Origin of the sequence: Pedobacter steynii (assembly GCF_001721645.1) — a bacterium.
Classification (GTDB): domain Bacteria; phylum Bacteroidota; class Bacteroidia; order Sphingobacteriales; family Sphingobacteriaceae; genus Pedobacter; species Pedobacter steynii_A.
Genome location: NZ_CP017141.1, coordinates 1880296 through 1906079, shown reverse-complemented (window position 1 = coordinate 1906079; position 25784 = coordinate 1880296). Strand labels below are relative to the sequence as shown.

Sequence of the window (25784 nt, the reverse complement as noted above, 5' to 3'; positions counted from 1 at the left end):
CACTATTTTTACATCATGGCAAAATTATCTGTAAACATTAATAAAATCGCGACTTTAAGAAACAGTCGCGGGGGTAACAATCCTGATTTGGTAAAGGTGGCCTTAGATTGCGAGCGATTTGGAGCAGAGGGAATTACGGTACATCCCCGACCAGACGAACGACATATCCGTTATCAGGATGTATTTGACCTGAAAGCCATAATTGCTACAGAATTCAATATTGAAGGCAACTGCCGCGAACAGAAATTTATAGACCTAGTTCTGGCCAATAAACCAGCACAGGTTACATTAGTTCCTGATACCGAGGGGCAAATCACCTCTAATCATGGATGGGACACCATCAAAAATAAAGTATACCTTAAAGAAATGGTCAGCCTGTTTCAGTCTGCCGGAATCCGGGTTTCTATTTTCGTAGATCCTGTAATTGACATGATTGATGCTGCAGCAGAAAGCGGAACAGACCGGATTGAGCTGTATACGGAAGACTATGCCCGCAATTTCCCTACTCAGCCAGAACTGGCCATCCGTCCTTATGTGGCGGCGGCAGAAAGAGCTAATGAACTAGGTTTAGGAATCAATGCCGGTCATGATCTTGATTTACATAACCTCAAATATTTTGCAGCGAACATTCCCGGATTACTCGAAGTAAGTATCGGCCATGCCCTGATCAGTGATGCACTTTACCTGGGATTGGAGAATACTATCCAAATGTATTTAAGACAATTAAAAGACTAAAAACCTTCCTTATGAAACCATCATTGATGAAAAACTTAAGCTTATTCACAATTGCTGTATTCTTTCTGCTTTTTATGGCGGGCTGTAAAGGCGGCGCAGGCAACCTGGACGAGGGTACGGCAACAGACGTGATTGCAGCACACCTTAAAACAAACCCTGAATTCGAGAGTGTCCGGATTCCTGTCGGAGAAATGAAATTCAGGAGCAAAAATGACCAGCTTGAATTGGAAAAATATAAAAGTCTACAGGCTAAAGGATTGGTGGGAATGACTTTAGAAAACCAGAAAAAGAAATTTCTGTCTAAAGACAGCGTATATGTATTCCAGATTTCATTGACGGATCAGGCAAAACCCTATGTTTTAAAACAGGATGCTTCAAAGGCAACACTCCGCGCATTGGACTATGTTTTAGATCCGGAAAAACCAGTCACCTTAATTAAAGGAGATTCCCGCGTGGCGAGGGTAACCGTCTCCTTAAAAAAGGAACGTAATGATTTCGCTATATTCCTGAAAGACAAGGGAACATCGAGCAATTTCATTACTAAAACCTATAAATTAAAATTCAAAAAAGAAGAAGGCTGGGTGCTGATCGGGGATTAGTTTTATAAAGTCTTTTGGGCTTAGAGCTAAGGGGATTTTTTATTACCTTTGCGGAACTTTTTATAAATAGATTTCATGAGCTTAAATATTCATTACAAAGAAGACTTTAAAGATCGTCACATTGCCCCTAATACAGAGGATGTAAACGCCATGTTGAACACCCTTGGCCTGGGTTCTGTGGACGAATTGATAGAACAGACCGTTCCTCAAAAGATCCGGTTGAAACAGCCATTAAACCTGCCAAAGGCGAAATCTGAAAAAGATTACCTGAGCAGCTTAAAACAAACTGCTTCTCTAAACAAAGTTTTCAAATCTTATATCGGTCAGGGATATTATGATACTTTGACTCCAGGTGTGATTTTACGTAACGTAATGGAAAACCCGGGATGGTATACTCAATATACCCCTTATCAGGCAGAGATTGCACAAGGCCGTTTACAGGCGTTGTTAAACTTCCAGACTTTAGTAATTGACCTTACGGGTATGGAAATTGCAAATGCTTCTTTGCTAGATGAAGGTACTGCTGCTGCTGAAGCCATGTTCATGCAATTCAGCTTACGCAAAAACCAGGGCGCAAAGAAATTCTTTGTGTCGGAGTTACTTTTCCCACAAACTATTGACATTTTAAAAACACGCGCTAATCCATTTGGTATTGAGCTGGTTATAGGTGACCATCAGACTACTGTTCTGAATGAAGAGTTCTTTGGAGCAATCATCCAATATCCTGCTGGTAACGGAGAAGTGTTTGACTATACTGATTTTGCACAAAAAGCTCACGTCCTGAATGTAAAAGTAACGGTTGTTGCAGATCTTTTGAGCTTAACCTTATTGACTCCTCCGGGAGAATGGGGAGCTGACATTGTGGTAGGTACTACTCAACGTTTTGGTGTACCTATGGGCTTTGGTGGTCCTCATGCGGCTTATTTCGCGACTAAAGATGAGTACAAACGTTCTATTCCAGGACGTATCATCGGAGTAACGATCGACAGCAATAACAATTATGCTTTACGTATGGCCCTTCAAACCAGGGAACAACATATCCGTAGAGACAAAGCGACGTCTAATATCTGTACAGCTCAGGCCTTATTGGCTATTATGGCTGGTTTCTATGCAGTTTATCATGGTCCACAAGGATTAAAATTAATCGCTGAACGCACACATGGACTGACCGTTACTTTAGCTAAATCTTTAGAAAAAGCCGGTTATACTCAATTAAACAAAGCTTATTTCGATACCATTCAGCTGGATCTTGGGAATTTAGTAGATTCTATCCACAGGGAATGTATCGACAATGAGATCAACCTGAACTATAATGGAAGTGTAGTGACCATCGCTTTAGATGAAACTACTGCTATTGAAGATGTTCAGTTATTAGTGAAGATCTTTGCCAAAGTAAAAGGAATCGCTGCTGATGCAGTAGAACTTGCTGACGAAAATGTGGAAACAGTTATTCCTGCTGCACTACAACGTACTTCAGCTTATTTAACTCACCCGGTATTTAATGCTCATCATTCAGAACATGAAATGTTGCGTTACATTAAATCTCTGGAAGCAAAAGATCTTTCTCTTTGTCATTCTATGATTGCCTTAGGTTCATGTACCATGAAGCTGAATGCAACTACAGAAATGATTCCTGTGACCTGGCCGGAATTCGGAAAGATTCATCCTTTTGCACCTGCTGATCAGGTTGCTGGTTACTATACTGTATTTAATGAACTTGACAGATGGTTGAGTGAAATTACCGGATTTGCAGCCATGAGCTTACAGCCTAATGCTGGTGCTCAGGGAGAGTATGCAGGTTTAATGGTAATCAGGGCTTACCATCAGGATCGCGGTGATCATCACCGTAATATCGCTTTGATTCCTTCTTCTGCACATGGAACCAATCCTGCATCTGCGGCAATGGCTGGAATGAAAATCATCATCGTAAAATCCCTTGAAAATGGAAATATTGATGTTGATGATTTAAAAGCAAAAGCAGAAGAGAACAAAGAAAATCTTTCCTGCTTAATGGTGACTTACCCATCTACCCACGGGGTATTTGAAGAAAGCATTATTGACATTTGTAACATCATCCATGAAAATGGCGGACAGGTATATATGGACGGTGCCAACATGAATGCTCAGGTAGGATTGACCAGCCCGGGTAATATCGGTGCTGACGTTTGTCACCTTAACTTACACAAAACATTCTGTATCCCTCACGGTGGTGGTGGTCCGGGTATGGGTCCGATTGGTGTGGCAAAACACCTGGTTCCTTACTTACCAGCACACGCAGTTGTAGACATCAGCAAAGAGAAATCTATTCATGCGGTTTCTTCTGCTCCATGGGGTTCGGCCTCTATCCTGGTTATCTCTCATGCTTATATCGCAATGATGGGTGCTGAAGGCTTAACGAGTGCGACTAAACATGCTATTCTTAATGCAAACTACATGAAAGCGCGTTTAGAGCAACATTATCCGGTATTGTACTCAGGTGCTAACGGACGTTGTGCGCATGAAATGATCCTGGATTGCAGAGCTTTCAAAAATTTTGGAATTGAAGTAGTAGATATCGCAAAACGTTTAATGGATTATGGTTTCCACGCACCAACAGTATCTTTCCCGGTAGCGGGAACGCTTATGGTTGAGCCGACAGAAAGTGAGCCTAAACATGAATTGGATAGATTCTGTGATGCTTTAATCGCCATCAGAAAAGAAGTAACAGCAGTAGAGAATGGACAACTGGACAAAACAGATAATCCATTGAAAAATGCTCCGCATACCGCTACAATAGTAACCGGAGATGAGTGGAACCATAGCTATAGCAGACAAACTGCAGCTTTCCCGCTTCCTTACGTTGCAGCTTACAAATTCTGGCCTTCAGTAGGCAGGGTAAATGATTCTTTTGGCGACAGGTCACTGGTTTGTGCTTGTCCTCCGATTGAAAGTTATATGGAAGAAGAAACCGTTTAAAATAAATGAATCAGTTAAACCTTTTAATATATTTACCATCTGAATATATTAAAAGGTTCAAACTGACAGACCATAAAAAACCCACAAACCATTAAACATGAAATTAAAATTAACTTCCCTGGCCTTACTAGTTATAGTAATTGCCTCGTCGGCTTTCATAGCCCCAGTATTTAAAGCTGATACTTATAAAGTTGATGCTGCAAAATCAACCATCACCTGGGTAGGTAAAAAATTAACTGGCAGCCATAATGGTACCATTGACCTTCAATCTGGTACATTGTCTTTTAATGGAAAAAAATTAGCCGGTGGTAATTTCGTAATTGATATGACCACAATTAAGGATGCAGATAAAAGTGCAAACTTAGAAAAGCACTTAAAAGCAGACGATTTTTTTGGAACGGATAAATTTGCTTCCTCTACATTCACGATTAAAAAAGTAGCCGGTAACGGAAATACGGTAAATGTAACAGGTGATTTAACCATCAAAGGAATTACAAATTCTATTACTTTCCCTGCTACTTTAGCATGGAATGCTGATGGCTCTGTGACTGCTTCAGCAGACAAAGTAAGCGTTGACAGAACGAAATACGGGATTAAATACAAATCTAAAAGTATCTTCCCTGATGTGGGTGACAAGATGATTAACGATGAATTTGAACTGGCTATTAAACTTGTGGCTAAAAAATAATTCGTTTAATTTCATTCAAAAAAAGGCCATTATTGTATAATGGCCTTTTTTTTGTAACATAATAGATATCACTTCCACCATTTATACATATTTTATAACTTTATAGTTACACTAAGAATTTTACTGTTACTCTTTGACCTCTATGATGACCTCAAAAATTAAGCTACTTGTAATTGATGATGATGACATCAATATTTTCATCATAAAAAAAATAGTAGAGAAAACGGGGTACAATGTAGAAATGATCTCCAAAACAAACGGCCAGATTGCCATTGATTATCTGGCGGGAGTCGTAAGTTCTGCAGAACAACTTCCTCAGCTGATCCTGATTGACATTAACATGCCTGTTCTGAACGGATGGGAATTTCTGGAAGCCTACGAGAAATTAGGGATCGCCCAAAGTGTAGACATGTACATGCTTTCATCCTCGGTATATGAGAATGATATCGAAAAGGCAAAAACATACAGTACCGTAAAAGGGTTTATTTCTAAACCCCTGTCTATAGAAAGGCTTACAGAATTATTAAAACTGGTAGAACGTCAATCTAGTGGATTTTAAACTGTCCATCATTATAAGTTACAAATCCGGTAGCTCTTGACTTCCCATGATAAAACAGGCAGTTCCAATTTTCTGCTGCTGCTTTCTGTCCGAATTCGTCCCTCAGTTCCATTGCCTTTCTGCCATCAAAATCATACTTGGCAATAAATTTCCTCAATAACTCCTCTGGTTCCGGTAACACGTCCCCTCCAAAGAATACTTTGTCCGTCCCGTCATCCAACAGAAAAGTCTGATGGAAAGGAGTATGTGCACCCGTCAGTTCATAACTGATTTCCGAAGTCAGTTGTCCTGAACCCTCAATGAAACTCAATTGGGCATTTCGTTGCAGAAAGTCAAAGATCTCTGTTTTATAGGAAGAAGAAGAGTTGGTAAATGCGTTTTCCCACTCTCCGCGTTGAATCACATAGACGGCATCAGGGAAGCTCAGTTCAATCTTATCCCCCACCTGATGGATCATTCCACCGGAATGGTCAAAATGCAAATGTGACATCAGGACCATGGTTACTTCTTCCGGTTTAAAACCAGCTTTTCGGATATTTTCATGCAAGATCAATTGTCCATCCTCATTGCTATACCCCAGGCCGGTATCAAACAATACCAGTTGATCTGCTAATTTCACCAGAAAAGGTTGAACATGAATAAATAAAGAGGCCGGACGATCTTTAGGATTGTCTGTTTCCGGATTGAAGGGAAGGAATTTTTTTGTTGCGTCTACGGAATAAGATCCTTCATATAAAGTGAAAACTTGCAATGGCGTAGTTATTAGTAAGAAGAAATAATTTAATATATATTTACGAATCGTTGCAAAGATATGGAACCTGTAGGAACTTCCTGCTTAAAAACGTAAGCAAGAGCTTCATACAAGCGTCATAACCGCGCAACCAGGCTTAGGCCTTCCCGCGAGAAGCGCTGATGACAACCAATAATCCAAACAAAAGAGGACAGACACTAATGGAAAAAAGATGGGTGCAAGCTGTAAAGGGGAATAAGGAAACAACAGATTTGCTTGCACAGCAATTAAATATAGACCAGAGTTTAGCACAGATATTAGTACAGCGGGGCATTTCTTCTTTTGAAGAAGCCAAAGATTTTTTCAGGCCTCAGATGGCACAATTGCATGATCCTTTCCTGATGAAAGACATGGATAAGGCCATCAGCAGGATTGAACTGGCCCTCAGTAATCATGAAAAAATACTGGTCTACGGTGATTACGATGTGGATGGGACAACATCTGTTGCCCTGACATATAGCTTTTTCAGCCAGTTTACAGAAAACATTGAATATTACATTCCAGACAGACACAAGGAGGGATATGGCATCTCTACCCAGGGGATTGATTACGCCCATAAAAATGGACAGAGCCTGATTATAGCCCTGGATTGTGGGATAAAATCTGTAGATAAAGTCGCCTATGCCAACACGCTTGGTATAGATTTCATCATATGCGACCACCATCTTCCAGGAGATGAACTGCCTGCAGCGGCAGCATTACTGGATCCTAAACGGGCCGACTGCCCCTACCCTTTTAAAGAACTGGCGGGATGCGGAATAGGATTTAAGCTTGCCCAGGCCTATTGCCTGCAACATCAGCTTCCCGCAGAAAAATACGAACAGTACCTGGACCTGGTTATGGTTAGCATTGCAGCGGATATTGTTCCTGTAGAAGATGAAAACAGAATATTAGCTTATCATGGCCTGGTTAAATTAAACCGTAATCCCTGTATGGGCTTAAAGGCCCTGATGGACATTTCCGGGCGGAACAAAGATTATACACTTACGGATGTCGTCTTCGTATTGGCACCAAGAATTAATGCCGCAGGCCGGATGGACCATGCCAATGAAGCGGTTAAAATGCTGCTTTGTGAGGAAGACAGTCTGGCACTGTCCCAAAGTGAATTCATCAATCAACAAAATACAGAACGTAAAACTTCAGACCAGAACATTACGGCAGAAGCTCTTGCTTTGATTGCAGATTGCGATATACTGATCCATAAAAAGACAACAGTTGTTTATCATGAAAGCTGGAATAAAGGCGTAATCGGAATTGTGGCTTCCCGCCTGACCGAAAAATATTACCGGCCAACCATTGTTCTGACCGAATCGAACGGTCTGCTGACCGGATCTGCCCGTTCTGTGGCGGGGTTTGACCTGTATGAGGCTTTAGTTGGCTGCGAAGATCTGCTGGTACAATTTGGCGGGCATAAATTTGCGGCCGGGCTGACCATGAAGCCGGAAAATATTGACGCTTTTTCAGACCGGTTTGAACAAATTGTTGCTGCGACCATTACTGAGGACCTGCTATGCCCTGAAATCAAGATAGATACAGAGATTCAATTCGCGCAGATTGACGGTAAATTTCAACGCATCATTTCACAGATGGCCCCCTTCGGGCCGCATAATCCAGCACCTATTTTTGTGACTCATGGGGTAACTCTGGCAACAAAGCCTTATGTTGTGGCGACAAAACATTTAAAATTGAACATAAAACAACAAAATTCAGTTATTTTTGAAAGCATTGGATTTGGATTAGCAGAATTTGAAACACTGTTACAATTCGACCAACCTTTTTCTATTTGTTATACGATAGAGGAAAATATCTGGAAAGAACAGAGACGTTTGCAGTTGAATATTAAAGGGATTAAGATATAAATGATATTAAGAGCTGATAATCTAATCAAAAAATACAAGCAGAGAACCGTTGTAAATGACGTTTCATTTTCTGTGAGCCAAGGGGAAATTGTAGGTTTACTTGGACCTAACGGAGCGGGAAAAACGACCTCATTCTATATGATTGTCGGATTAATTAAACCCAATGAAGGCACTATTTTTTTAGATGATGAAGACATCACCTCTGATGCCATGTACAAAAGGGCGCAGAAAGGTATCGGTTATCTGGCACAGGAAGCTTCTGTATTCCGTAAGTTATCTGTTGAAGATAACATTATGGCTATCCTGGAGATGACGAAAATGAGCCGTGAAGAGCGTCACGAAAAACTGGAAGAACTGATCAATGAATTCAGTTTGCATAAAGTACGTAAAAACCGTGGCGACCTGCTTTCAGGAGGAGAACGCCGGAGAACGGAAATTGCGAGGGCACTGGCAGCCAGTCCGAACTTTATCCTGCTGGATGAACCTTTTGCAGGGGTCGATCCCATTGCTGTAGAGGAAATCCAATCCATTGTAGCTAAATTAAAACAAAAAAATATAGGTATCTTAATTACCGACCATAACGTGCAGGAAACGCTTTCCATCACGGACAGGGCTTATTTACTATTTGAAGGTAAAATATTAGAATCCGGAACACCAGAAGTACTCGCTGCCAATGAAATGGTGAGAAGAGTCTATCTGGGATCAAACTTCGTGCTCCGTACTAAAAAATTATAATCCTTATTCACCCTAACAGATGGCAATTGTAAATTCGATTTTTACCTGGTATATGAAAAAGCGTGTTCATCAGATCGAGCTTTTCATGAAATACCCGCATGATGTACAGGAAGAATGGTTTCAGAAACTGATTTCCAGTGCAGCTGACACAGAATGGGGAACAAAATACGACTACCGCTCCATCCTGTCACCCAAGCAATTTAAGGAGCGGGTCCCTATACAGAACTATGATACTTTAAAACCTTTTATAGAGCGGATGCTCAAGGGAGAACAGAACATCCTCTGGTCTTCCGAAATAAAGTGGTTTGCGAAATCTTCAGGTACGACCAGCGACAGGAGTAAATTTATTCCGGTATCGGAGGAGTCTCTCCAGGAATGCCATTTTAAAGGAGGAAAAGACCTTTTGTCTATCTTCTGCAACAACCGTCCGGAAAATCAGATCCTTACCGGTAAAGGCCTGGTTCTTGGTGGCAGCCATCAGATTAACCAGCTGAATGAAGATTCCTTTTATGGTGATCTCTCGGCTGTGCTGATTAAAAACCTGCCCATGTGGGCGGAATATTACCGTACCCCCAACATCTCTATCGCACTCATGGACAACTATGAGGAAAAAATGGAGAAAATGGCAGAGGCAACCATTAAAGAGAATGTAACCAATATTGCCGGAGTTCCTACCTGGACAATTGTACTGGCAAAAAAGGTGCTGGAAATGACCGGAAAGAGAAACCTGCTGGAAGTATGGCCCAACCTGGAACTATACATTCATGGTGCAGTAAATTTCAAACCTTACCGCGAGCAGTTTAAAGAACTTATCCCTTGTAATGAAATGTATTATCTGGAAACTTATAATGCATCTGAGGGTTTCTTTGGCATTCAGGATGAAGTAAATTCAGATGAATTACTGCTCATGCTGGATTATGGTATTTATTATGAGTTTCTTCCGATTGAAAAACTGGAGGATGAGAATCCGGATACTTTATCTCTGGAACAGGTTCAGCTAAATAAAAACTACGCCATCATTATTTCTACCAACGGTGGATTATGGCGTTATATGATTGGTGATACCGTACAGTTTACCAGCCTCTCCCCTTACCGGATTAAAATTACCGGACGTACGAAACATTTCATCAATGCTTTTGGAGAAGAAGTGATTATTGATAATGCAGAACAGGCAATCTGTAAAGCATGTACGGAAACGGGGGCTGTGTTTAAAGATTATACGGCCTGTCCTATTTATTTTAAAGGAGAGGAAGTCGGAGGTCATGAATGGATCATTGAATTCGATCAGCAGCCTGATGATTTTGAAAGATTTGTGGATATCCTGGACCAGACCCTTCGCGAAGTAAATTCCGATTATGATGCCAAGCGTTTTAAGGATATGGCTTTACGCAGACCGAAAGTTCACAATGCTCCTTACAATACGTTTTACAACTGGTTAAAGTCTAAAGGTAAGCTGGGTGGACAACATAAAGTACCCAGACTGGCAAATGAACGCACTTATGTAGAAGAAATATTGCCCATGATGAAGTAAAGATTTTTTCAGCATAACCCCATTGTAAATGAGCTTTTATTTCAGTAAATTTAATTAGCTAATTCTTAATGTGTTATGAAAACTGTAAAACAACTACTCAGCACTAAATCAGGGGATATTTTTTCAGTTCCGGCAGATACATCGGTTCTAAATGCGCTTCGGGTAATGATGGAAAAAAACATCAGTGCCCTGCTTATTCTGGAGGAGCGTCAGTTATTAGGAATATTTACGGAAAGGGATTATGCGCGAAAGATCATTCTTCAGGGAAAAGCTTCAGCAGACACCCTGCTGAATGAAGTGATGACCTCCCAGCCCATTACGGTATCTCCGGAAGACAGCCTGGATCATTGCATGCAAACCATGACAGACAAGCACATCAGGCACTTACCTGTAGTTCAGGGAGATCAGCTAATCGGAATGGTATCCATAGGCGACGTCGTTAAATTCATTATTGAAGATCAAAAACAAACCATCTCTCAGTTAGAGAGTTATATCAGCAGCTAAAACAAAAGAGCCGGCCTTAAATAAGGCCGGCTCTTTTGTTTTAAATCTGATCTGTATTACCAGATTTTAACTCTCTTTTCAGGAGCCAGATATAAAGAATCTGTTGCTTTCACTTTGAAAGCGGTATAGAACTCCGGAATGTTCCTCACCACTCCATTCACCCTGAACTGTGCGGGAGAATGAGGGTCGGTCCCAACCTGGTTTCTCAATGATTCTGCATTAGATTTATTTAACCATACCTGTCCCCAGCCCAGAAACACACGCTGCTCTCCGGTAAAACCATCCATCACTGGTGCAGGTTTGCCATTGAGACTTGCTTTATAGGCTTTTAAGGCAATGCTTAATCCACCAAGGTCTCCAATATTTTCTCCAAGTGTAAATTCTCCATTTACATTCAGATCAGGAAACACCTTGAAGGCGCTGTATTGCGCAACCAAAGCACCGGTTCTCTTTTTGAATTCCGAATTGTCTTTTGCAGTCCACCAGTTACGCATCACTCCATCTCCATCGAAAGTACTGCCCTGATCATCAAAACCGTGTCCAACCTCATGACCAATTACCGCTCCGATTCCACCGTAATTTACCGCATCTTCGGCATTCATATCAAAGAAAGGGGGTTGTAAGATCGCTGCAGGGAATACAATCTCATTCATAGTCGGATTGTAATATGCATTTACTTCCTGAGGCGTCATTCCCCATTCTGTACGGTCTACAGGTTTACCCAATTTGTTCAGGTTACGGTTATATTCAAATTCCGCAGCACGTTTCTCATTTCCATAAAGGTCATGTTTTACAACTTTCAGAGAAGAATAATCTCTCCATTTATCGGGATATCCGATTTTAGGGGTGAACTTACTGATTTTCTCCAAAGCCTGTTTTTTAGTTTCCGGGCTCATCCAGTCCAGCTCTTTAATGCTTGATTCATAGGCTTTCAACAAGTTATCCACCAGCTTAAGCATGCGCGCTTTAGCAGCAGGTGGGAAATGTTTTTCTACATATAGTTTTCCAACCATTTCACCTAAACTTCCATTCACCACGTCTACTGCCCTGCGCCATTGAGGTTTTTGTTCCTGAACACCGTAAAGCGTTTTAGAATAGAAATCAAAGTTTTCTTTATCAATTGCGGTGTTCAATGCTGATCCGGCCCCTGTAAGCGCGCTCCATTTCAGGTAGGTCTTCCAGGTATCTAAAGGCGTACTTTTAAGAATACCATTCAATGCTTTCGCATAGGCAACCTGGGTGATTACCAGGCTATCCTGATTTTTGATTCCTGCTTCAGCCAATAGTGTAGTCCAGTCAAAATCAGGCATCAGTTTACCAAGGTCTTTGATGGCATACTTATTATATAAGCCTGCCATGTTCCTGGTTTCTTCCTTTTTCATGTGTTTAGAAGCAATTAATGTTTCCAATGACATGATCTGCCCGGCTTTAACTTTTGCATCAGCTATTCCGCCCAGGGTGAGCATACGTTCAATGTGCAACAGGTATTTGCTTCGGATGTCTTTAGATTTTGCATCCGTCAATGAGTAGTATTCACGCTCAGGAAGCCCCAATCCACCTTGCCAGGTATACAGCATATATTTCTTTGGGTCTTTAAAATCCTCAATAATTCCTACACTCATAGGGATCATATTTCCAATCTTGTTCGCATAAGCAAAATAAGCAGAAAGGTCTTTAGGAGAAGCAATGGCATCAATTTTCTTAAACTCCGCAGTAATTGGGGCCAGTCCGATAGAATCACGAACTTTCATGTTCATATAAGATTCATAGAAATCACCTATCTTTTGCTCATCTGAACCTTCAGCCGATGCACCCTTAGCTGCATTTTCTATAATGGCTTTTACATCTTCCTGGGCCTTGTCATTAACAATGGCACCTACACCATAAGAAGACTTATCTGAAGGAATTTTTGTGTTTTTCATCCAGGTACCATTCACGTACTCCGTAAAGTTATTTCCGGGAGCCACCGTGGTGTCCATATTTTTAAGGATGATTCCCGAGTGCAGCTCCTTTGTATCGGAATTACTGCAAGCAGCGAGAAATAACATGGAACCTGCTACCATAGGAATTCCAATCGATTTTTTCATTTTTATCATAAAAAATATTTAGGTATGATTCAAAATTAACAAAAGATATCGATTGGAACCAACAACAGGGCAACTTACCTTGTTGCGATAAAGATATCGACCTCTGCATCCTCTGGATTTCGGTTTTTAGCACTATAGACTTCAAAATCGGCAGTATATGCCCTTGAAATACCTGAATTCCAGATTGCTATCCAGGCATTAAATACCAGGCCCTGTAATAAATTTCCTTTCAGCTGCTGTTTTTCGTAAGCCCCTCCTTCAATTGCCAATCCACGCATGCCTTCCGGGACCTGGTCCAGATTTTCTACTGCATATCCAATAATGGTGGTATAGGGTTTCGTATGGTCTCCTTCGTAATCAGTATAGACGCTATATACCTCATTACCTGTTTTATTGGAAATCCTGGCCGCAATATCTTCCGACCGGAATCTGTTCCATAATGCAGGGATATCTACTGCAGCTTTTCCATCTCCATTACTTGTTCTTACTGAGATTCCAACCACAAAGAATGGTTTAAGTGTTTCTTTTTGCATTTTTTGTTTTTTAAATGATTCAGGAAGCAAAATTAAACCGGGATGGTGACAGCCTTATGTCAGGGGTCTGGATTTTTCTAAACAATAAGCAAAATATTCCGGAAGGGTCATTTTATGAGGTTCAAAATGTTCTTGAAGAATCTCCAGCTGGCTGATTCTATCCAGACGAAAAGCCCGGTAGTCTTGCCGCAATCTGCAAAAAGCGATCAGGATCCAGTTTTCCTGTGTACTGTATATCGCAAAGGGCTCTACTGTTCTTTGTACTTTATTTTCCTGGTCGGCCGCCTGATAGCTGATTTGCAACAAATTGAAATTCGTCAATGCCAGCTGAATCGAGGACATATTATTACTGGTACTGCTGTTTTCCAGGTTATTTCTGATGGCAATCCTTTTAGACAGCAGGTCTGCTTTATCCTTTGTGTTGTGTAACAATACCGCTTTTATTTTAGTGATGGCGTCTGTATATTCCCTTACAAAGGAAGCATCTTTATTTCTCAGCACCAATTGTTCCGCAGTAATCAGTGCATTTGCCTGACTTTCCGTAAAACTCACCGGAGGAAGACGATATCCCTCCACTAAAGAATATCCTTTTCCTTCTTCGGTAAACACCGGGATGCCGGCTTCTTCCAATGCCCTGATGTCCCGGTAAATGGTGCGGATGCTTACCTGAAACTTTTTTGCCAGATCTGTTGCGGTAGACAGTCGTTTGCTTTGAAGTTGTGTCAGTATAGCCGTAAGCCTCGATAATCTTGGGGTTTCAGTACCGTCCATCATCTTTTTTCTTCAAAGATACGAGCTATATTATGTTTTCAATGACCCCAGCCTGTGTTAGGATTACTTTAAACTTCTGTTAAATATTTTACACTTAATGCTGCGTTAATATGGATCTCCTAACTTCATAACAAACAAAAATCTACGACCTATGATCAGCACAAAAATTCTTTACAAAGCAGTTTTTAAAACAGATCAGATTGATGACAGTCATACTTTTCAGGCGTTACCACTACCTTCGGGAAGTTACCCATATCGTTTGAATCTGGAAGTGCAGCAATTGCCCGAAAAACCTCAGGCAATGGTTTTTCATATGGTTGGCGATACCGGTGGATTTAAGCAGCCTGACCTGCAGAAACAAATCGCCGGTCAAATGGCGCAACAATATCTAAATGCAATATGTCCTGAGGAACGTCCTTCCTTCTTATACCACCTGGGAGACATTGTTTATCACTATGGTGAAGCAGATCAATATGAATCCCAGTTTCTTCAACCTTACGAAAGTTACCCTGGTCCTATATATGCAATTGCGGGAAACCATGATACTGATGTAAACCCCAATTGTCCGGAACCATATGAGAGTCTGGAAGCATTTTATGCAGCCTTCTGTAACACCTGCCCTGCCACCATACATTTCGGTACCGGGCTTAAAAGAAAAAGCCAGGTACAGCCACATGTATACTGGACCATGCAGGCTCCTTTGGCAACCATCATCGGCCTTCATACCAATGTGCCCAAATATGGCTGCATTAAGCAAGAACAAAAAGACTGGTTTATTAAAGAACTCAAGGAAGCGGCAAAACACAGTGCTGATAAAGCAATAATCGTTTGTATGCACCATGCTCCTTACTCAGCAGATGTAAACCATGGCTCCAGCCAGCCGATGATAGAATTTCTGGAATCAGCTTTTGAAGAGGCGGGAGTTAAGCCAGATATCGTATTTAGCGGGCACGTACACAACTATCAAAGGTTCAGTAAACACTATAGTGATGGCAAAACCCTACCTTTTATTGTAGCGGGTGCCGGCGGCTTTGATGAGCTTCACGGCCTGGCTGATCCTTATGAGCCTAGCTACCGGGCTGAAAGCGAATTATTTCATCAGGTGGAACTGGATAACTATTGTGACAACCGACATGGCTTTTTAAAAATATCCATCGAAAAAACACCTTTCAGTTTTGCGATTAAAGGAGCCTACTACACCCTTCCCGGAAAAGACGCCCTGGACAACGATCAGGAAGCTACCTTATTTGATCATTTCACTGTTGATCTGACAGGGAGGTAAGAACCGCACCTTATTTTTCCAATGTGGCCAGCTAAAGCCTGGACAGGGACTTTATCAATTGACAGGGTTTTATAAGCAGAATGTCCAAATCATTAGCCAAGGGCCTTTTTCTTAAAAAATTTCTTTAACATTGGCAAAGTATGTCAATGCAGGTATATCAAACAGCGCAGTCCGAAGAGAAGGACCTCCTGATGAAACTCAGGGAAGGCGATGAACCCGCGTTTGTAAAAATATACAACGAGTACCGCAATAAAGTATTTACTTATGCGCATCAGCTCAGTAAATCTGCCGATATCGCTGAGGAAATTGTTCAGGAGGTATTTATCCGGATCTGGCAGAAAAGAGAACAGATTAATGTTGAGCTTTCCTTTAACGCCTATATCAAAAAGATCACGCTCAATCACGTATTAAATCACCTTAAAAAAGTTGCGCGCAACAAATCTTTACAGGAAGAGACATTTCATTTGATTGAGGTCAGTTCCAACCGGACAGAAGATCAGTTGCTGGAAAAGGAGCTCCGTCAAATCTATGTAGATGCAATCGATCAGCTGCCAGCTCAGAAAAAAATCATTTATCAGCTGAGCAGAACCGAAGAACTCAGTCATGAGGAGATCGCACTAAAGCTGAATATCTCAAAAAACACAGTAAAGAACCATATGGTAGAAGCCAGCAAGTTTATCCGTGAGCAGGTACGCAAGAATGGCGGGATAATCGGTTTCATCATCGTCTCCTCAAATTATTTTCATTCCAACTAGTCCCTCTCCCGATTACAATTGTATTGTAATTAGGAAAAGGCATCATCATGGAAGAAAAAGAAGAACTAAAACAGCTTTATCAATTGTATTTGACCAATCAGTGTTCAGCAGAAGAACTGGAACGCTTCTTTGTACTGATCAAAAACAGCAAGGATGATGAAGCGCTCCTGGACTTAATGTCTGCAAGCTGGGATCAGACTCAGGGCATCCCTGAATCAGGCCTCCTTCCCGATTTTCTTCCTAAAGAAACAAAACAGCATCAATTTCCCCCGACCCGCAGGATTCGCTTCGGCTATTGGCCAGTTGCCTCAGCCGCAGCAATCCTGCTTATATTAAGCTGTCTTTTCTTTTTCAGATCAACCGTATGGGAAATCATCAGTCCAGTTCATCAATTGGAAACTTATACCGCCAATACGGAACGGAAGCAATTACAACTAGCGGATGGAACCAGGGTCTGGCTTAGCCCAAACAGTAAATTAAAATATCCGGAGGAGTTCAAAGCTGAGCAAAGGGTAGTTAATCTGGATGGGGAAGCTTTCTTTGAGGTAGCTCATGATGCAGATCACCCTTTCATCATTCAAAGTGGAAAAGTAAATACAAGTGTATTGGGAACCAGTTTCAATATATCTGCTTATCCGCAACAGGCCGACATCAGTGTAACCCTTGTTACCGGAAAGGTTTCCGTAGCCCTGCAAAAGGACAACAGCATTTCTGAAATGACCATCATTGGCAATCAGCAGGTAGTGATTAATAAAGCGGAAGAAAAAATCAGTAAATCAGATTTCCCGAGTGCCGGTGATTATTTAAACAGACGCCTGGGGCATTTTGATTATAAAGGAACCGCAATGGGAGAAGTGATCAGGGATATAGCGCTTCAATATCAAACCAGGATCCAGTTAAGTCCAGAGCTTAGAAACAGGCTCTTTTTTGGCAACCTGGATATGAATAAATCCTTAGTACAGACTTTAAATAAATTATGTATAGTAATGGAAGCCCGTTGGGAGAAAAATGGAGGGCAGTATGTAATTCTAAAATAAATGTCCGGCTTCTAGAATAAGAATCCGGACAAGTATCCAAATCAATTTAATAAATGCCCCGAGCCTTGAGAACTATAGGGCAGATAAAAATCAATATTTAAATATAAAGTTATGAAAAATTACGGACCAACACGGTTCCTGGCATTTATTGCCTTTTTACTACTCATTTTAGTGCTTGTCCAGACCAGCGCCTCCGCCCAGGGCCCGCTGGATAAAAAAATAAGTATCAACATTCAGAATGAAGTGATTAAAACTTCACTGGATAAAATCAGTCGTGCCAGCGGCATTAAATTCACTTACAATGAACAGGTTGCCAACAGTAAAATCAAGATCAGTGCTCATGCCGAGAATAAGAGCCTGAATGAAATTTTAACCACTGCGTTCTCCAATCAGCCCTTTAAATTTTCGGAACTCGATAAAGAGATTTACATCCGATATGATGCTGAGAAGGCAAAAAAGTTTACGGCCGATCCGGCGGCCAATCCGGCAGCAAGCCAAGAAAAACATACAATAAGTGGTACAATATCTTCTTCTAAAACCGGAGAAACGCTAATTGCGGCAACTATTAGGGTGAGTGGCAGCAAATTAGCGACCATGAGTAATGAATATGGTTTTTATTCCCTTTCTATACCTAAGGGCAATTACAGTTTAGAATTTAGTGCTATTGGTTCAGGCACCCTGAAAAAAACCGTGGAACTGAATAAACCGACGACTTTAAACATTGCCTTAGACGATGATGCAAATGAGCTGGAAACGGTAACCATTAGTGCAGCAACTGCAAAAAGAAATATAGACAATCCACAAATGGGAATGGAACGCCTGAATATCAGCGAAACAAAAAATATTCCGGTTGTGCTTGGTGAAAGGGATGTGATCAAAACATTACAACTACTGCCGGGGGTTAAATCCTCCGGAGACGGCACAGGAGGTCTCTTTGTGCGCGGAGGAAGTGCAGATCAGAACATGATCCTTCTCGATGAAGCACCGGTTTATAATGCCTCTCACCTGCTTGGCTTCTTTTCTACCTTTAACTCGGACGCCATTAAAAATGTAACCCTCTATAAAAGCGGGATGCCCGCTCAGTACGGAGGTGGTTTATCTTCAGTGATGGATGTAAGAATGAACGATGGAAATAACCAAAAGTTTGGCGTTAGTGGTGGTGTGGGATTGATTGCCGCACGTTTAAATGTTGAAGGCCCGATACAAAAAGATAAATCTTCCTTCCTGATTTCAGCGAGAAGGACTTATCTGGATGCCTTTCTAAAACTATCTTCCGATTCTACAGTGAAAAATTCACAGTTGTATTTCTATGATATTAATGCCAAGGCAAATTATATTTTAGGCGATAAAGACCGTTTATTTGTTTCCGCTTACCTGGGAAGGGATGTATTGGGAGCAGATAAACTAGCCGGAATAGACTGGGGCAACATTACCTCTACAGTACGATGGAACCATATTTTCAATAGTAAGCTCTTCTCTAACACCTCCCTGATCTTTAGCAATTACGATTATAAGATTAAGGTTGACCAGGATGAAAGCTCGCTTTCCTTATTCTCCCAGATCAAAGACTGGAATTTTAAGCAGGACCTGCAATGGTATGTGAACGATAAAAACACTTTGAGTTTCGGGTTGAATGCCATATATCATACCATCAAACCCGGAGAAGTAAGAGCAGAAGGCAATTCAGGTATGGTCTCGCAAGACCTGCAAAACAGGTATTCATTGGAAAATGCGATATATGCCAGCAATACCTGGAAAGTTAACGACGCCATTAGTCTGACGTATGGGCTACGCTTATCGGCCTTCAGTATTCTTGGTAAAGGTGATTACTATACCATCAATGATGCCGGAGCGGTAACTGGTCAGACCAGTTACAAAAAGGGAGAGGTTGTAAAGACCTATTTCAATCTGGAACCCCGGATTGCCGCTGCGTTTCAGCTAACAGAATCGACAGCAATTAAGGCCTCTTACGTCCGCAATGCACAAAACCTGCATCTGATTTCTAATTCCAATGCCTCCTCTCCAACCGACAGGTGGGTAGCGAGTACCAATATCATCAAACCAGAAACCAGTGATCAGGTATCATTGGGTTATTATAAAAACCTGTCCGAAAATGCTTATGAACTAACTGTAGAAGCCTATTATAAGGACCTTAAGAATCAGGTTGATTATCGCAATGGTGCCGATATCTACACCAATAAACCGATTGAAACCCAATTACTTTTTGGTAAGGGCCGCGCTTATGGAATAGAGTGGTTGTTTAAAAAGAAAACCGGAAAATTTACCGGATGGGTAGCCTACACCCTTTCTAAATCAGAACGATTGGTTAATGGAATAAATAACAACGAATGGTACAACACCAGACAGGATAAGACCCATGATATATCGATAGTAACCATGTACCAGCTCAGCAAGAAATGGTCAGTATCGGCTAACTGGGTTTTTGCCACCGGAAATGCGGTAACTTTCCCAAATGCGAAATATACCCTATTGGGAGAAAGTTATTATTATTACTCCAACCGAAATGCGGATAGAATGCCAGCATATCACCGATTGGACATTGGGGCTACACGTATCCTGAAAAAGAGAAAAAATTTCTCCTCTGAGCTCAACTTCAGCTTATTTAACGCTTACGGAAGAGCAAATGCTTACCGGATCAAATTCAGGGAAAAGGAAAATGATGCCACAAAAACTGAGGCAGTGAAAACTACTTTATTCAGATTTGTCCCTTCAGTTTCTTATGATTTCAAATTTTAAAGTGGACACTAAAAATATCAGGCTTTCGGGCTCATAAATACCATAAAAATATATTACAATGAAAAATATACTGCAACTATTGCTTTTAATGCTCTTCTCCACATTTCTTTGGTCCTGTGAAAAAGTCGTAGAGTTAAAACGCGCCGATAATGAGGAGAAATATGTAATTGAAGGAACCATCACCAATGAACCGGGAGTTTGTTCTGTGCTGATCAGCAAGACAAAAAATTTTAGCGACGACAATCAGTTTGTAGGTCTTGGCGGTGCGATCGTGACCATAGAAAACAAAGGGACTACCGTAACCCTTCCTGAAATCAGCCCTGGTATTTATAAAACTACAGCCATCAATGGCAGCCCAGGTGAAACTTATCTGCTGAAGGTAATTGTGGACGAAAAGACCTTCAGCTCATCCAGTACGATGCCTGCCGTTGTACCTTTTGAGGACTTTTACCTTAAACCAGCGGATTTCGACAAAGAACGTACGGTAACCTATGTAAAGTATAAAGACCCTCTGGAAAATAGAAACTATTATTGGTTTCAGCTGTTTGTCAATGACAAAAAGCAAAGAAATTTTGCTTTAATGAACGATGATTTTACTCCCGGACAGGAGGTAAACACCAGTGTAATCTTTCAGAATACTACCGATGATTTGTCAAGGGATTTTAAAAAAGGAGACAAATTAGGGGTAGAAATGCACAGTGTTGATGCTTCTGCTTATCTTTACCTCTTTAGTTTAGGTAACGCAGAAGGTTCCGATAACGGCGCCTCCCCGGCCAACCCGCTAAGCAATATAACCGGTGGCGCTCTTGGTTATTTCAGTGCTCACACCGTTCAAAAAAGAACTTTAGTGATTCCGTAAAATGAATGAAATTTTAGACAAAAACCTGAGTATAATTCCCCTCTTTGGATTTGTTATTCTACTTACCTTAGTAGAAATGTATTTTAGTTACGCTCATGATAAAAAAGTTTATCATGGGCGTGATACCTGGACCAACGTCTACCTGATGGCTGCCGCTTTTGTGATCAACCTGACCATGAAAACAGGGACCTTTTTTTTGCTGGATTACTTTTATCATAATTTCCGCTTTTTTCAGATCTCCAATATTTTCATTTACTGGACTGTGCTGATCCTTGCCCAGGACTTTTTATATTGGGTACTGCACGCCACCGGACACTATGTGCGTCTATTCTGGGCCATGCATGTAACACACCACTCTTCGGAATATTTTAACCTGACTACAGGTTTCCGTTCCACTGTATTTGAGCCTTTGTACCGGGTGTTCTTTTATCTTCCATTAGCGATGATAGGTTTCAGCGCTGTTGATATCCTCTTTGCTTACCTGATCACCCAGATTTACGGCAATCTGGTACATACGCAAGCGATTGGAAAGCTTCACCCCGTTATTGAATATATTTTTGTGACGCCGTCGCATCACCGGGTTCATCATGCCAGTAATGTTCGTTATCTGGACAAAAATATGGGCATGGTTCTGATTCTCTGGGATCGGATGTTTGGTACTTTTCAGGAAGAAATTCCGGAAGAAGAAATAAAATATGGATTGACCAGTCAGCCGGAACCAGGTGCAGTAAATATCATTTTCCATGAGTTGATTGCCCTTTCTAATGATGTTAAAAAGGCACCGGGCTGGAAGAATAAGATAAAATATATCTTGTACCCTCCGGGATGGAGCCATAATGGCGTAAGCAAAACCTCCAAAAGCCTGCAGAAAGAGCTCGCAGATCAATCCTGACCTGATGCTGATTAATCTTCCGGTTTTATTGAGCAATTTTAACAGTCGAAATTAGATCGGAAAGACCATGAAAAAACTGAGACAGATCGTTGAAAGCATCAAAAATTTACCAGACCGGGATTCGGATCAACTCCAATCCCTGCTCTGGCAACTCATCTGCTACTCACCAAAAATACCGGTGCGTTTCCACCAACAAAAACTGTTGGATGAAGCAGAATTCATTCCTTTGAAGGTAAAGGACCAATATTTCAGCAAGTCAGATTTAAACATCAATTGCTTTAAATGGGGAAATGGCCCTGTTAAAATACTGCTGACCCATGGATGGGGTTCTAAAGGCGTCGACTTCAGTGACATTATTTCCCTGCTCAGAACAAATAAGGATTTCGAGATCTGGTCTTTTGATGCTCCCGGAAACGGAAGTTCTGAAGGAGAGATCAGTAACCTCTTCCTTTATGCTGAATCAATTAAACAGCTTTTTAAGCATCTCGGTATACCTCATATCATGATCGGACATTCGCTTGGCGGAATGGCCAATTCACTTGCTTTACAACAAGTCAAAGAGTATCCTAAGTTACTGATCAGCATTGCTCCTTTGGTGAACTTAAAAGACAATTTTATTGCATCCATGAATGCGGTAAATACATCCGAAGAAGCACAACGAAAATTCTTTGATGATTTTGAAAAGTTATTTGATCAAAAGACCGAGCATTTTGTATTAAACCGGATTTATGATTTTTCAGATCAATTGAAGCATCTGTTGATTTACGATTCCAATGACCTCATTTCTCCCGCCAGCTATATTGAAGATTTTTTAAGAGAAAACCCACAAATAAAAGCATCTTCCTATCAGGAAACCACTCATTCGAAAATATTGACAGATTCCAGGGTACTGACGGAGGTAGATTTGTTTATCCAGCAGGGGCTTTAAGGCTAACCACCATCTGCTCCGATCCCTCGTCAAAGTTTCTTAAAAAATATTCCTGAGTCCTGAGCACGCGGCTGTTTATTTCTGAGTTTTTTAATGTCAACAAAACGGTTTTTTCCTGACAACAATCAGTTGTAAAAGTGACCAATATCACCTATCCATCTGATAATTATCTGGAAATTTACGTTGGAATTTAACCCAGGAAAGCATGAAAACAATAGATGATCTTCAATTGGAAAATGAATTACAGGAACTTTATCTCGTGACCAAATATTGGCTCTCCGGATTGGAATTCTGCAAAGGAGAACTTAATTTTTTCAGAAAACTTTCTTCCGGCTATATCTGTAACATCAAAGGAAAAATCAGCAACCTGCAATTGCTCTTACAAAGAACGGAAATGCTTGAACGGAAAATTAAAGAGGCCTCACTACATGTTACGGCTTACCTGAAGTTTCTGGAACCCATTATACTGGATTCAACCCAAAACATAAGTATCTTATTGCTCAATAAGCATTTGGATCTGGAAAACGAGATCAACATATTATTTGAAGATTTCCAGTACGTAAAACAAGAGATTTTTGGTGCTCAGGACCCATTAATTTTAACAAAAGCCCATTAGACAAATGAATTCTCCAACTTACCTAACTGCCGCAGAAGCAGTACAAACAATAAAATCAGGCGATCGTGTATTTATCCATGGCAGTGCCGCAACTCCAATCCATTTGGTAAAGGCCTTACAGGAAAGACACCGCGATTTAAAAAAAGTAGAGATTACCAGTATTACCACTCTGGGAGATATTGATTTCAATGCTGCGGACTATCGGGGAAGTTTTTTTTTCAACTCCTTGTTTGTTTCTGCAAATACCAGAGCCGTAGCCAATAGTCCATATGGCGACTATGTGCCTGTGTTCCTGAGTCAGATTCCCAAATTGTTTAAAGAAGGTTTCCTCCCTATTGATGTTGCTATGATTCAGGTATCAGAACCTGATGTCCATGGATATTGCTCTCTTGGCACCTCCGTTGACATTGCCAGGGCGGCAATAGATACGGCAAAACATATCATTGCCCAGGTAAACCCCAAAGTCCCCAGAACCCATGGGCATGGTTTTGTCCATATCAGTAAACTCCACACATTGGTATGGCATGAAGAAGAGCTACCCGAAGTAGATTATGCAGCAAAAACAAATGAAGCCATGGTAACCATCGGAGCGAATATTGCGTCCCTTGTAGAGGATGGGGCAACATTGCAGCTGGGAATTGGAGGGATTCCAGACCAGGTATTAAAAAACCTGACCGGCCACAAAAATCTGGGTTTACATACAGAAATGCTTTCTGATGGAGTGATCCCGCTGATTCAAAACGGAGTGATCAACAACAGTTTAAAAAAAATAAACCGGGGTAAATCTATTACCTCTTTTATGATCGGAACAAGAAAGCTCTATGATTTTGTTGATGACAACCCGATCATCCGGGTAATGGATATTGCTTATGCAAATGACACGAGCATTATCCGTCAGAATCCCAAAGTTACCGCTATAAATTCAGCTATAGAATTGGATTTAACCGGGCAGATTTGCGCCGATTCTATGGGTACTTATCAATATTCAGGAATTGGTGGGCAAATGGATTTTATTCATGGAGCTTCCCTTTCTGAGGGCGGTAAACCCATCATTGCTCTTCCTTCTGTGACTTCCAAAGGAATTTCGAGGATCGTTCCTTTTTTAAAGGAGGGCGCAGGAGTAGTTACAACCCGGGGTCATGTACACTGGGTGGTAACCGAGTATGGTAAAGTAAACCTGTTTGGTAAAAGTTTAAAGCAACGGGCGGCAGCACTAATCAGCCTTGCTCATCCTATGCATCGTGAAACACTTGAACGTGCATTTCATGACCGTTTTAGCCACTAAGTCCTTTATATATAGCGCAGGGTTACGGAAAAAATACCTAAAATCAGGGATTTTTTTGCCTTACATAAATAGATACATTTGATCAAGCAATATCATAGATATAGTGATCCAGAGGAGATTATTAAGGATAAGTCGGAGGAGATCTTCCGGCTTATTTTTTTAATCCTTCCCGGAGTTCCTGAATTTTAGCAATAAAATCTGCCCGGATCTGGGGGTTGGTAATCCCTTCATTTTCCTCAAAATTCTGGTAAAAAGAAGGCAGAGAGAAAGTACTCAATATATTGGCACTGCATTTTGGAAAGTATGCTTTTGCGGAATTCATTACGTTTCCGCCTCCAAATCCGCCTGGGGATGTACTCAATAGGAACATGGGTTTGTTCTGAAAAAACTTTCCATTGACACGTGAGCACCAGTCCATTACGTTCTTAAAAGCAGTAGTGTAACTGTTATTATGTTCTGCCATTGATACAATGATCAGATCGCAGGCTTCAATATGCTCCAGTAGCTGATGTGCCTGACGAGGATGTCCGTCTTTGCTTTCCCTATCTACAGAAAAAAGCGGCATTTCAAAATCATTCAGATCTAAAAGTGTCACTGTCTCCTCTTCAAAATAGGAGAGCGTATGGATCACCAGTTTTCTATTGATCGATTTACTGCTGTTACTTCCTGCAAAAGCTAAAATTTTCATGTATATCCTGGTTTTGTATTTAGAAAAGAACGTCTTTTAAATCCTCATTCTTGTCAAATACACTTTTAGCGAAAGGACATAAGGGAAGGATTTTTACTTTATTTTCTCTGGCGTAACGCACGGCATCCAATACTAGCGTTTTCCCTACACCTTTACCTGAAAATTCAGGATTTACTTCCGTGTGGTCAATAATTATCTTTCCGGGACCTGCCCAGACATAAGTCATTACTCCTGCCTCTTTATAATTTTCTATCGCTTTAAAACTGCCCTTTTTATCGTCATTAGCCTGTTCGATCTTCATAGATATGGTTTAACATTTTAAACCTAAGGTAACATTAA

At 41.0% G+C, this 25784-nt stretch carries 24 protein-coding genes; 18 read left to right on the top strand and 6 right to left on the bottom strand.

Features of this window, described 5'->3' with window-relative positions; translation table 11 throughout:
* The first annotated feature begins 15 nt into the window (after window positions 1-15).
* From BFS30_RS07845 to BFS30_RS07825, 5 genes are all read left to right on the top strand, one after another.
* Window positions 16-735 (top strand): pyridoxine 5'-phosphate synthase, encoded by a 720-nt coding sequence (locus tag BFS30_RS07845; RefSeq protein ID WP_069378777.1) that lies wholly within the window; start codon window positions 16-18, stop codon window positions 733-735.
* An 11-nt stretch (window positions 736-746) separates the two neighbouring features.
* A complete protein-coding gene (locus BFS30_RS07840) occupies window positions 747-1334 on the top strand; it encodes a hypothetical protein (protein ID WP_069378776.1) in 588 nt (195 codons plus the stop codon).
* A gap of 75 nt (window positions 1335-1409) precedes the next feature.
* On the top strand, window positions 1410-4289 hold the full coding sequence (gcvP, locus tag BFS30_RS07835) for an aminomethyl-transferring glycine dehydrogenase (RefSeq protein WP_069378775.1): 2880 nt from the start codon (window positions 1410-1412) through the stop codon (window positions 4287-4289).
* A 97-nt stretch (window positions 4290-4386) separates the two neighbouring features.
* A complete protein-coding gene (locus BFS30_RS07830; protein WP_069378774.1) occupies window positions 4387-4977 on the top strand; it encodes a YceI family protein in 591 nt (196 codons plus the stop codon).
* Between the two features lie 142 nt (window positions 4978-5119).
* Window positions 5120-5536, top strand: coding sequence for a response regulator (locus tag BFS30_RS07825; protein WP_069378773.1), 417 nt, complete (start codon window positions 5120-5122; stop codon window positions 5534-5536).
* Here BFS30_RS07825 and BFS30_RS07820 read toward each other — a convergent pair.
* A complete protein-coding gene (locus tag BFS30_RS07820) occupies window positions 5523-6287 on the bottom strand; it encodes an MBL fold metallo-hydrolase (protein WP_069378772.1) in 765 nt (254 codons plus the stop codon). The genes BFS30_RS07825 and BFS30_RS07820 overlap by 14 nt on opposite strands.
* A 200-nt stretch (window positions 6288-6487) precedes the next feature.
* Between BFS30_RS07820 and recJ the strand changes: the two genes are divergently transcribed.
* The 4 genes from recJ to BFS30_RS07800 all read left to right on the top strand — a co-directional run bounded on the left by recJ (window position 6488) and on the right by BFS30_RS07800 (window position 10955).
* On the top strand, window positions 6488-8185 hold the full coding sequence (recJ, locus tag BFS30_RS07815; RefSeq protein WP_069382345.1) for a single-stranded-DNA-specific exonuclease RecJ: 1698 nt from the start codon (window positions 6488-6490) through the stop codon (window positions 8183-8185).
* Window positions 8186-8920, top strand: a complete 735-nt coding sequence (lptB, locus tag BFS30_RS07810) for an LPS export ABC transporter ATP-binding protein (protein WP_069378771.1) — start codon at window positions 8186-8188, stop codon at window positions 8918-8920.
* A gap of 19 nt (window positions 8921-8939) precedes the next feature.
* The gene (locus BFS30_RS07805) at window positions 8940-10451 is read left to right on the top strand and encodes a GH3 auxin-responsive promoter family protein (RefSeq protein WP_069378770.1); all 1512 of its coding nucleotides are present in this window, start codon (window positions 8940-8942) and stop codon (window positions 10449-10451) included.
* A gap of 75 nt (window positions 10452-10526) precedes the next feature.
* Complete coding sequence (locus BFS30_RS07800; protein WP_069378769.1) at window positions 10527-10955, top strand: CBS domain-containing protein; 429 nt, start codon at window positions 10527-10529, stop codon at window positions 10953-10955.
* 56 nt (window positions 10956-11011) lie between these two features.
* On the opposite strand, the gene BFS30_RS07795 is transcribed toward BFS30_RS07800, so the two are convergent.
* The 3 genes from BFS30_RS07795 to BFS30_RS07785 form a co-directional block, all read right to left on the bottom strand.
* Entirely contained in the window at window positions 11012-13042 is a 2031-nt protein-coding gene (locus BFS30_RS07795; protein WP_069382344.1) for a M13 family metallopeptidase, read from the bottom strand.
* 74 nt (window positions 13043-13116) lie between these two features.
* Complete coding sequence (locus BFS30_RS07790; protein WP_069378768.1) at window positions 13117-13575, bottom strand: GyrI-like domain-containing protein; 459 nt, start codon at window positions 13573-13575, stop codon at window positions 13117-13119.
* A 54-nt stretch (window positions 13576-13629) separates the two neighbouring features.
* The gene (locus BFS30_RS07785; protein WP_237028725.1) at window positions 13630-14349 is read right to left on the bottom strand and encodes a helix-turn-helix transcriptional regulator; all 720 of its coding nucleotides are present in this window, start codon (window positions 14347-14349) and stop codon (window positions 13630-13632) included.
* A 148-nt stretch (window positions 14350-14497) separates the two neighbouring features.
* Between BFS30_RS07785 and BFS30_RS07780 the strand changes: the two genes are divergently transcribed.
* The 9 genes from BFS30_RS07780 (at window position 14498) to BFS30_RS07740 (ending at window position 24757) form a co-directional block, all read left to right on the top strand.
* A complete protein-coding gene (locus BFS30_RS07780) occupies window positions 14498-15628 on the top strand; it encodes a metallophosphoesterase family protein (RefSeq protein ID WP_069378767.1) in 1131 nt (376 codons plus the stop codon).
* 140 nt (window positions 15629-15768) lie between these two features.
* A complete protein-coding gene (locus tag BFS30_RS07775) occupies window positions 15769-16383 on the top strand; it encodes an RNA polymerase sigma factor (protein ID WP_083251988.1) in 615 nt (204 codons plus the stop codon).
* A 47-nt stretch (window positions 16384-16430) separates the two neighbouring features.
* On the top strand, window positions 16431-17420 hold the full coding sequence (locus BFS30_RS07770) for a FecR family protein (protein ID WP_069378765.1): 990 nt from the start codon (window positions 16431-16433) through the stop codon (window positions 17418-17420).
* A gap of 111 nt (window positions 17421-17531) precedes the next feature.
* Window positions 17532-20177 carry a TonB-dependent receptor gene (locus BFS30_RS07765; RefSeq protein WP_083251987.1) on the top strand — a complete coding sequence of 882 codons (2646 nt, stop codon included), beginning with the start codon at window positions 17532-17534 and terminating at the stop codon, window positions 20175-20177.
* 58 nt (window positions 20178-20235) lie between these two features.
* The gene (locus tag BFS30_RS07760; RefSeq protein WP_083251986.1) at window positions 20236-21036 is read left to right on the top strand and encodes a DUF4249 domain-containing protein; all 801 of its coding nucleotides are present in this window, start codon (window positions 20236-20238) and stop codon (window positions 21034-21036) included.
* A 1-nt stretch (window position 21037) separates the two neighbouring features.
* Window positions 21038-21928: a sterol desaturase family protein gene (locus tag BFS30_RS07755; protein ID WP_069378763.1), complete on the top strand. Its 891-nt coding sequence runs from the start codon at window positions 21038-21040 to the stop codon at window positions 21926-21928.
* A 67-nt stretch (window positions 21929-21995) separates the two neighbouring features.
* Entirely contained in the window at window positions 21996-22856 is an 861-nt protein-coding gene (locus BFS30_RS07750; RefSeq protein ID WP_069378762.1) for an alpha/beta fold hydrolase, read from the top strand.
* A gap of 205 nt (window positions 22857-23061) precedes the next feature.
* Entirely contained in the window at window positions 23062-23472 is a 411-nt protein-coding gene (locus tag BFS30_RS07745; protein ID WP_069378761.1) for a hypothetical protein, read from the top strand.
* Window positions 23473-23476: 4 nt separating this feature from the next.
* Window positions 23477-24757, top strand: a complete 1281-nt coding sequence (locus tag BFS30_RS07740) for an acetyl-CoA hydrolase/transferase family protein (RefSeq protein ID WP_069378760.1) — start codon at window positions 23477-23479, stop codon at window positions 24755-24757.
* A 151-nt stretch (window positions 24758-24908) separates the two neighbouring features.
* Here BFS30_RS07740 and BFS30_RS07735 read toward each other — a convergent pair whose 3' ends face one another.
* On the bottom strand, window positions 24909-25445 hold the full coding sequence (locus BFS30_RS07735; RefSeq protein WP_069378759.1) for an NADPH-dependent FMN reductase: 537 nt from the start codon (window positions 25443-25445) through the stop codon (window positions 24909-24911).
* 19 nt (window positions 25446-25464) lie between these two features.
* A complete protein-coding gene (locus tag BFS30_RS07730; protein ID WP_069378758.1) occupies window positions 25465-25746 on the bottom strand; it encodes a GNAT family N-acetyltransferase in 282 nt (93 codons plus the stop codon).
* Window positions 25747-25784 lie beyond the last annotated feature (38 nt).

Coding starts and splice junctions, on each gene's coding strand:
- BFS30_RS07780 (WP_069378767.1), top strand. CDS start 14,498: ATGATCAGCACAAAAATTCTTTACAAAGCAGTTTTTAAAACAGATCAG.
- BFS30_RS07750 (WP_069378762.1), top strand. CDS start 21,996: ATGAAAAAACTGAGACAGATCGTTGAAAGCATCAAAAATTTACCAGAC.
- BFS30_RS07740 (WP_069378760.1), top strand. CDS start 23,477: ATGAATTCTCCAACTTACCTAACTGCCGCAGAAGCAGTACAAACAATA.
- BFS30_RS07765 (WP_083251987.1), top strand. CDS start 17,532: ATGAAAAATTACGGACCAACACGGTTCCTGGCATTTATTGCCTTTTTA.
- BFS30_RS07830 (WP_069378774.1), top strand. CDS start 4,387: ATGAAATTAAAATTAACTTCCCTGGCCTTACTAGTTATAGTAATTGCC.
- BFS30_RS07785 (WP_237028725.1), bottom strand. CDS start 14,349: ATGATGGACGGTACTGAAACCCCAAGATTATCGAGGCTTACGGCTATA.
- BFS30_RS07790 (WP_069378768.1), bottom strand. CDS start 13,575: ATGCAAAAAGAAACACTTAAACCATTCTTTGTGGTTGGAATCTCAGTA.
- gcvP (WP_069378775.1), top strand. CDS start 1,410: ATGAGCTTAAATATTCATTACAAAGAAGACTTTAAAGATCGTCACATT.
- BFS30_RS07795 (WP_069382344.1), bottom strand. CDS start 13,042: ATGAAAAAATCGATTGGAATTCCTATGGTAGCAGGTTCCATGTTATTT.
- BFS30_RS07745 (WP_069378761.1), top strand. CDS start 23,062: ATGAAAACAATAGATGATCTTCAATTGGAAAATGAATTACAGGAACTT.
- BFS30_RS07775 (WP_083251988.1), top strand. CDS start 15,769: ATGTCAATGCAGGTATATCAAACAGCGCAGTCCGAAGAGAAGGACCTC.
- BFS30_RS07845 (WP_069378777.1), top strand. CDS start 16: ATGGCAAAATTATCTGTAAACATTAATAAAATCGCGACTTTAAGAAAC.
- BFS30_RS07825 (WP_069378773.1), top strand. CDS start 5,120: ATGATGACCTCAAAAATTAAGCTACTTGTAATTGATGATGATGACATC.
- BFS30_RS07770 (WP_069378765.1), top strand. CDS start 16,431: ATGGAAGAAAAAGAAGAACTAAAACAGCTTTATCAATTGTATTTGACC.
- BFS30_RS07800 (WP_069378769.1), top strand. CDS start 10,527: ATGAAAACTGTAAAACAACTACTCAGCACTAAATCAGGGGATATTTTT.
- lptB (WP_069378771.1), top strand. CDS start 8,186: ATGATATTAAGAGCTGATAATCTAATCAAAAAATACAAGCAGAGAACC.
- BFS30_RS07755 (WP_069378763.1), top strand. CDS start 21,038: ATGAATGAAATTTTAGACAAAAACCTGAGTATAATTCCCCTCTTTGGA.
- BFS30_RS07760 (WP_083251986.1), top strand. CDS start 20,236: ATGAAAAATATACTGCAACTATTGCTTTTAATGCTCTTCTCCACATTT.
- BFS30_RS07805 (WP_069378770.1), top strand. CDS start 8,940: ATGGCAATTGTAAATTCGATTTTTACCTGGTATATGAAAAAGCGTGTT.
- BFS30_RS07840 (WP_069378776.1), top strand. CDS start 747: ATGAAACCATCATTGATGAAAAACTTAAGCTTATTCACAATTGCTGTA.
- BFS30_RS07735 (WP_069378759.1), bottom strand. CDS start 25,445: ATGAAAATTTTAGCTTTTGCAGGAAGTAACAGCAGTAAATCGATCAAT.
- BFS30_RS07730 (WP_069378758.1), bottom strand. CDS start 25,746: ATGAAGATCGAACAGGCTAATGACGATAAAAAGGGCAGTTTTAAAGCG.
- recJ (WP_069382345.1), top strand. CDS start 6,488: ATGGAAAAAAGATGGGTGCAAGCTGTAAAGGGGAATAAGGAAACAACA.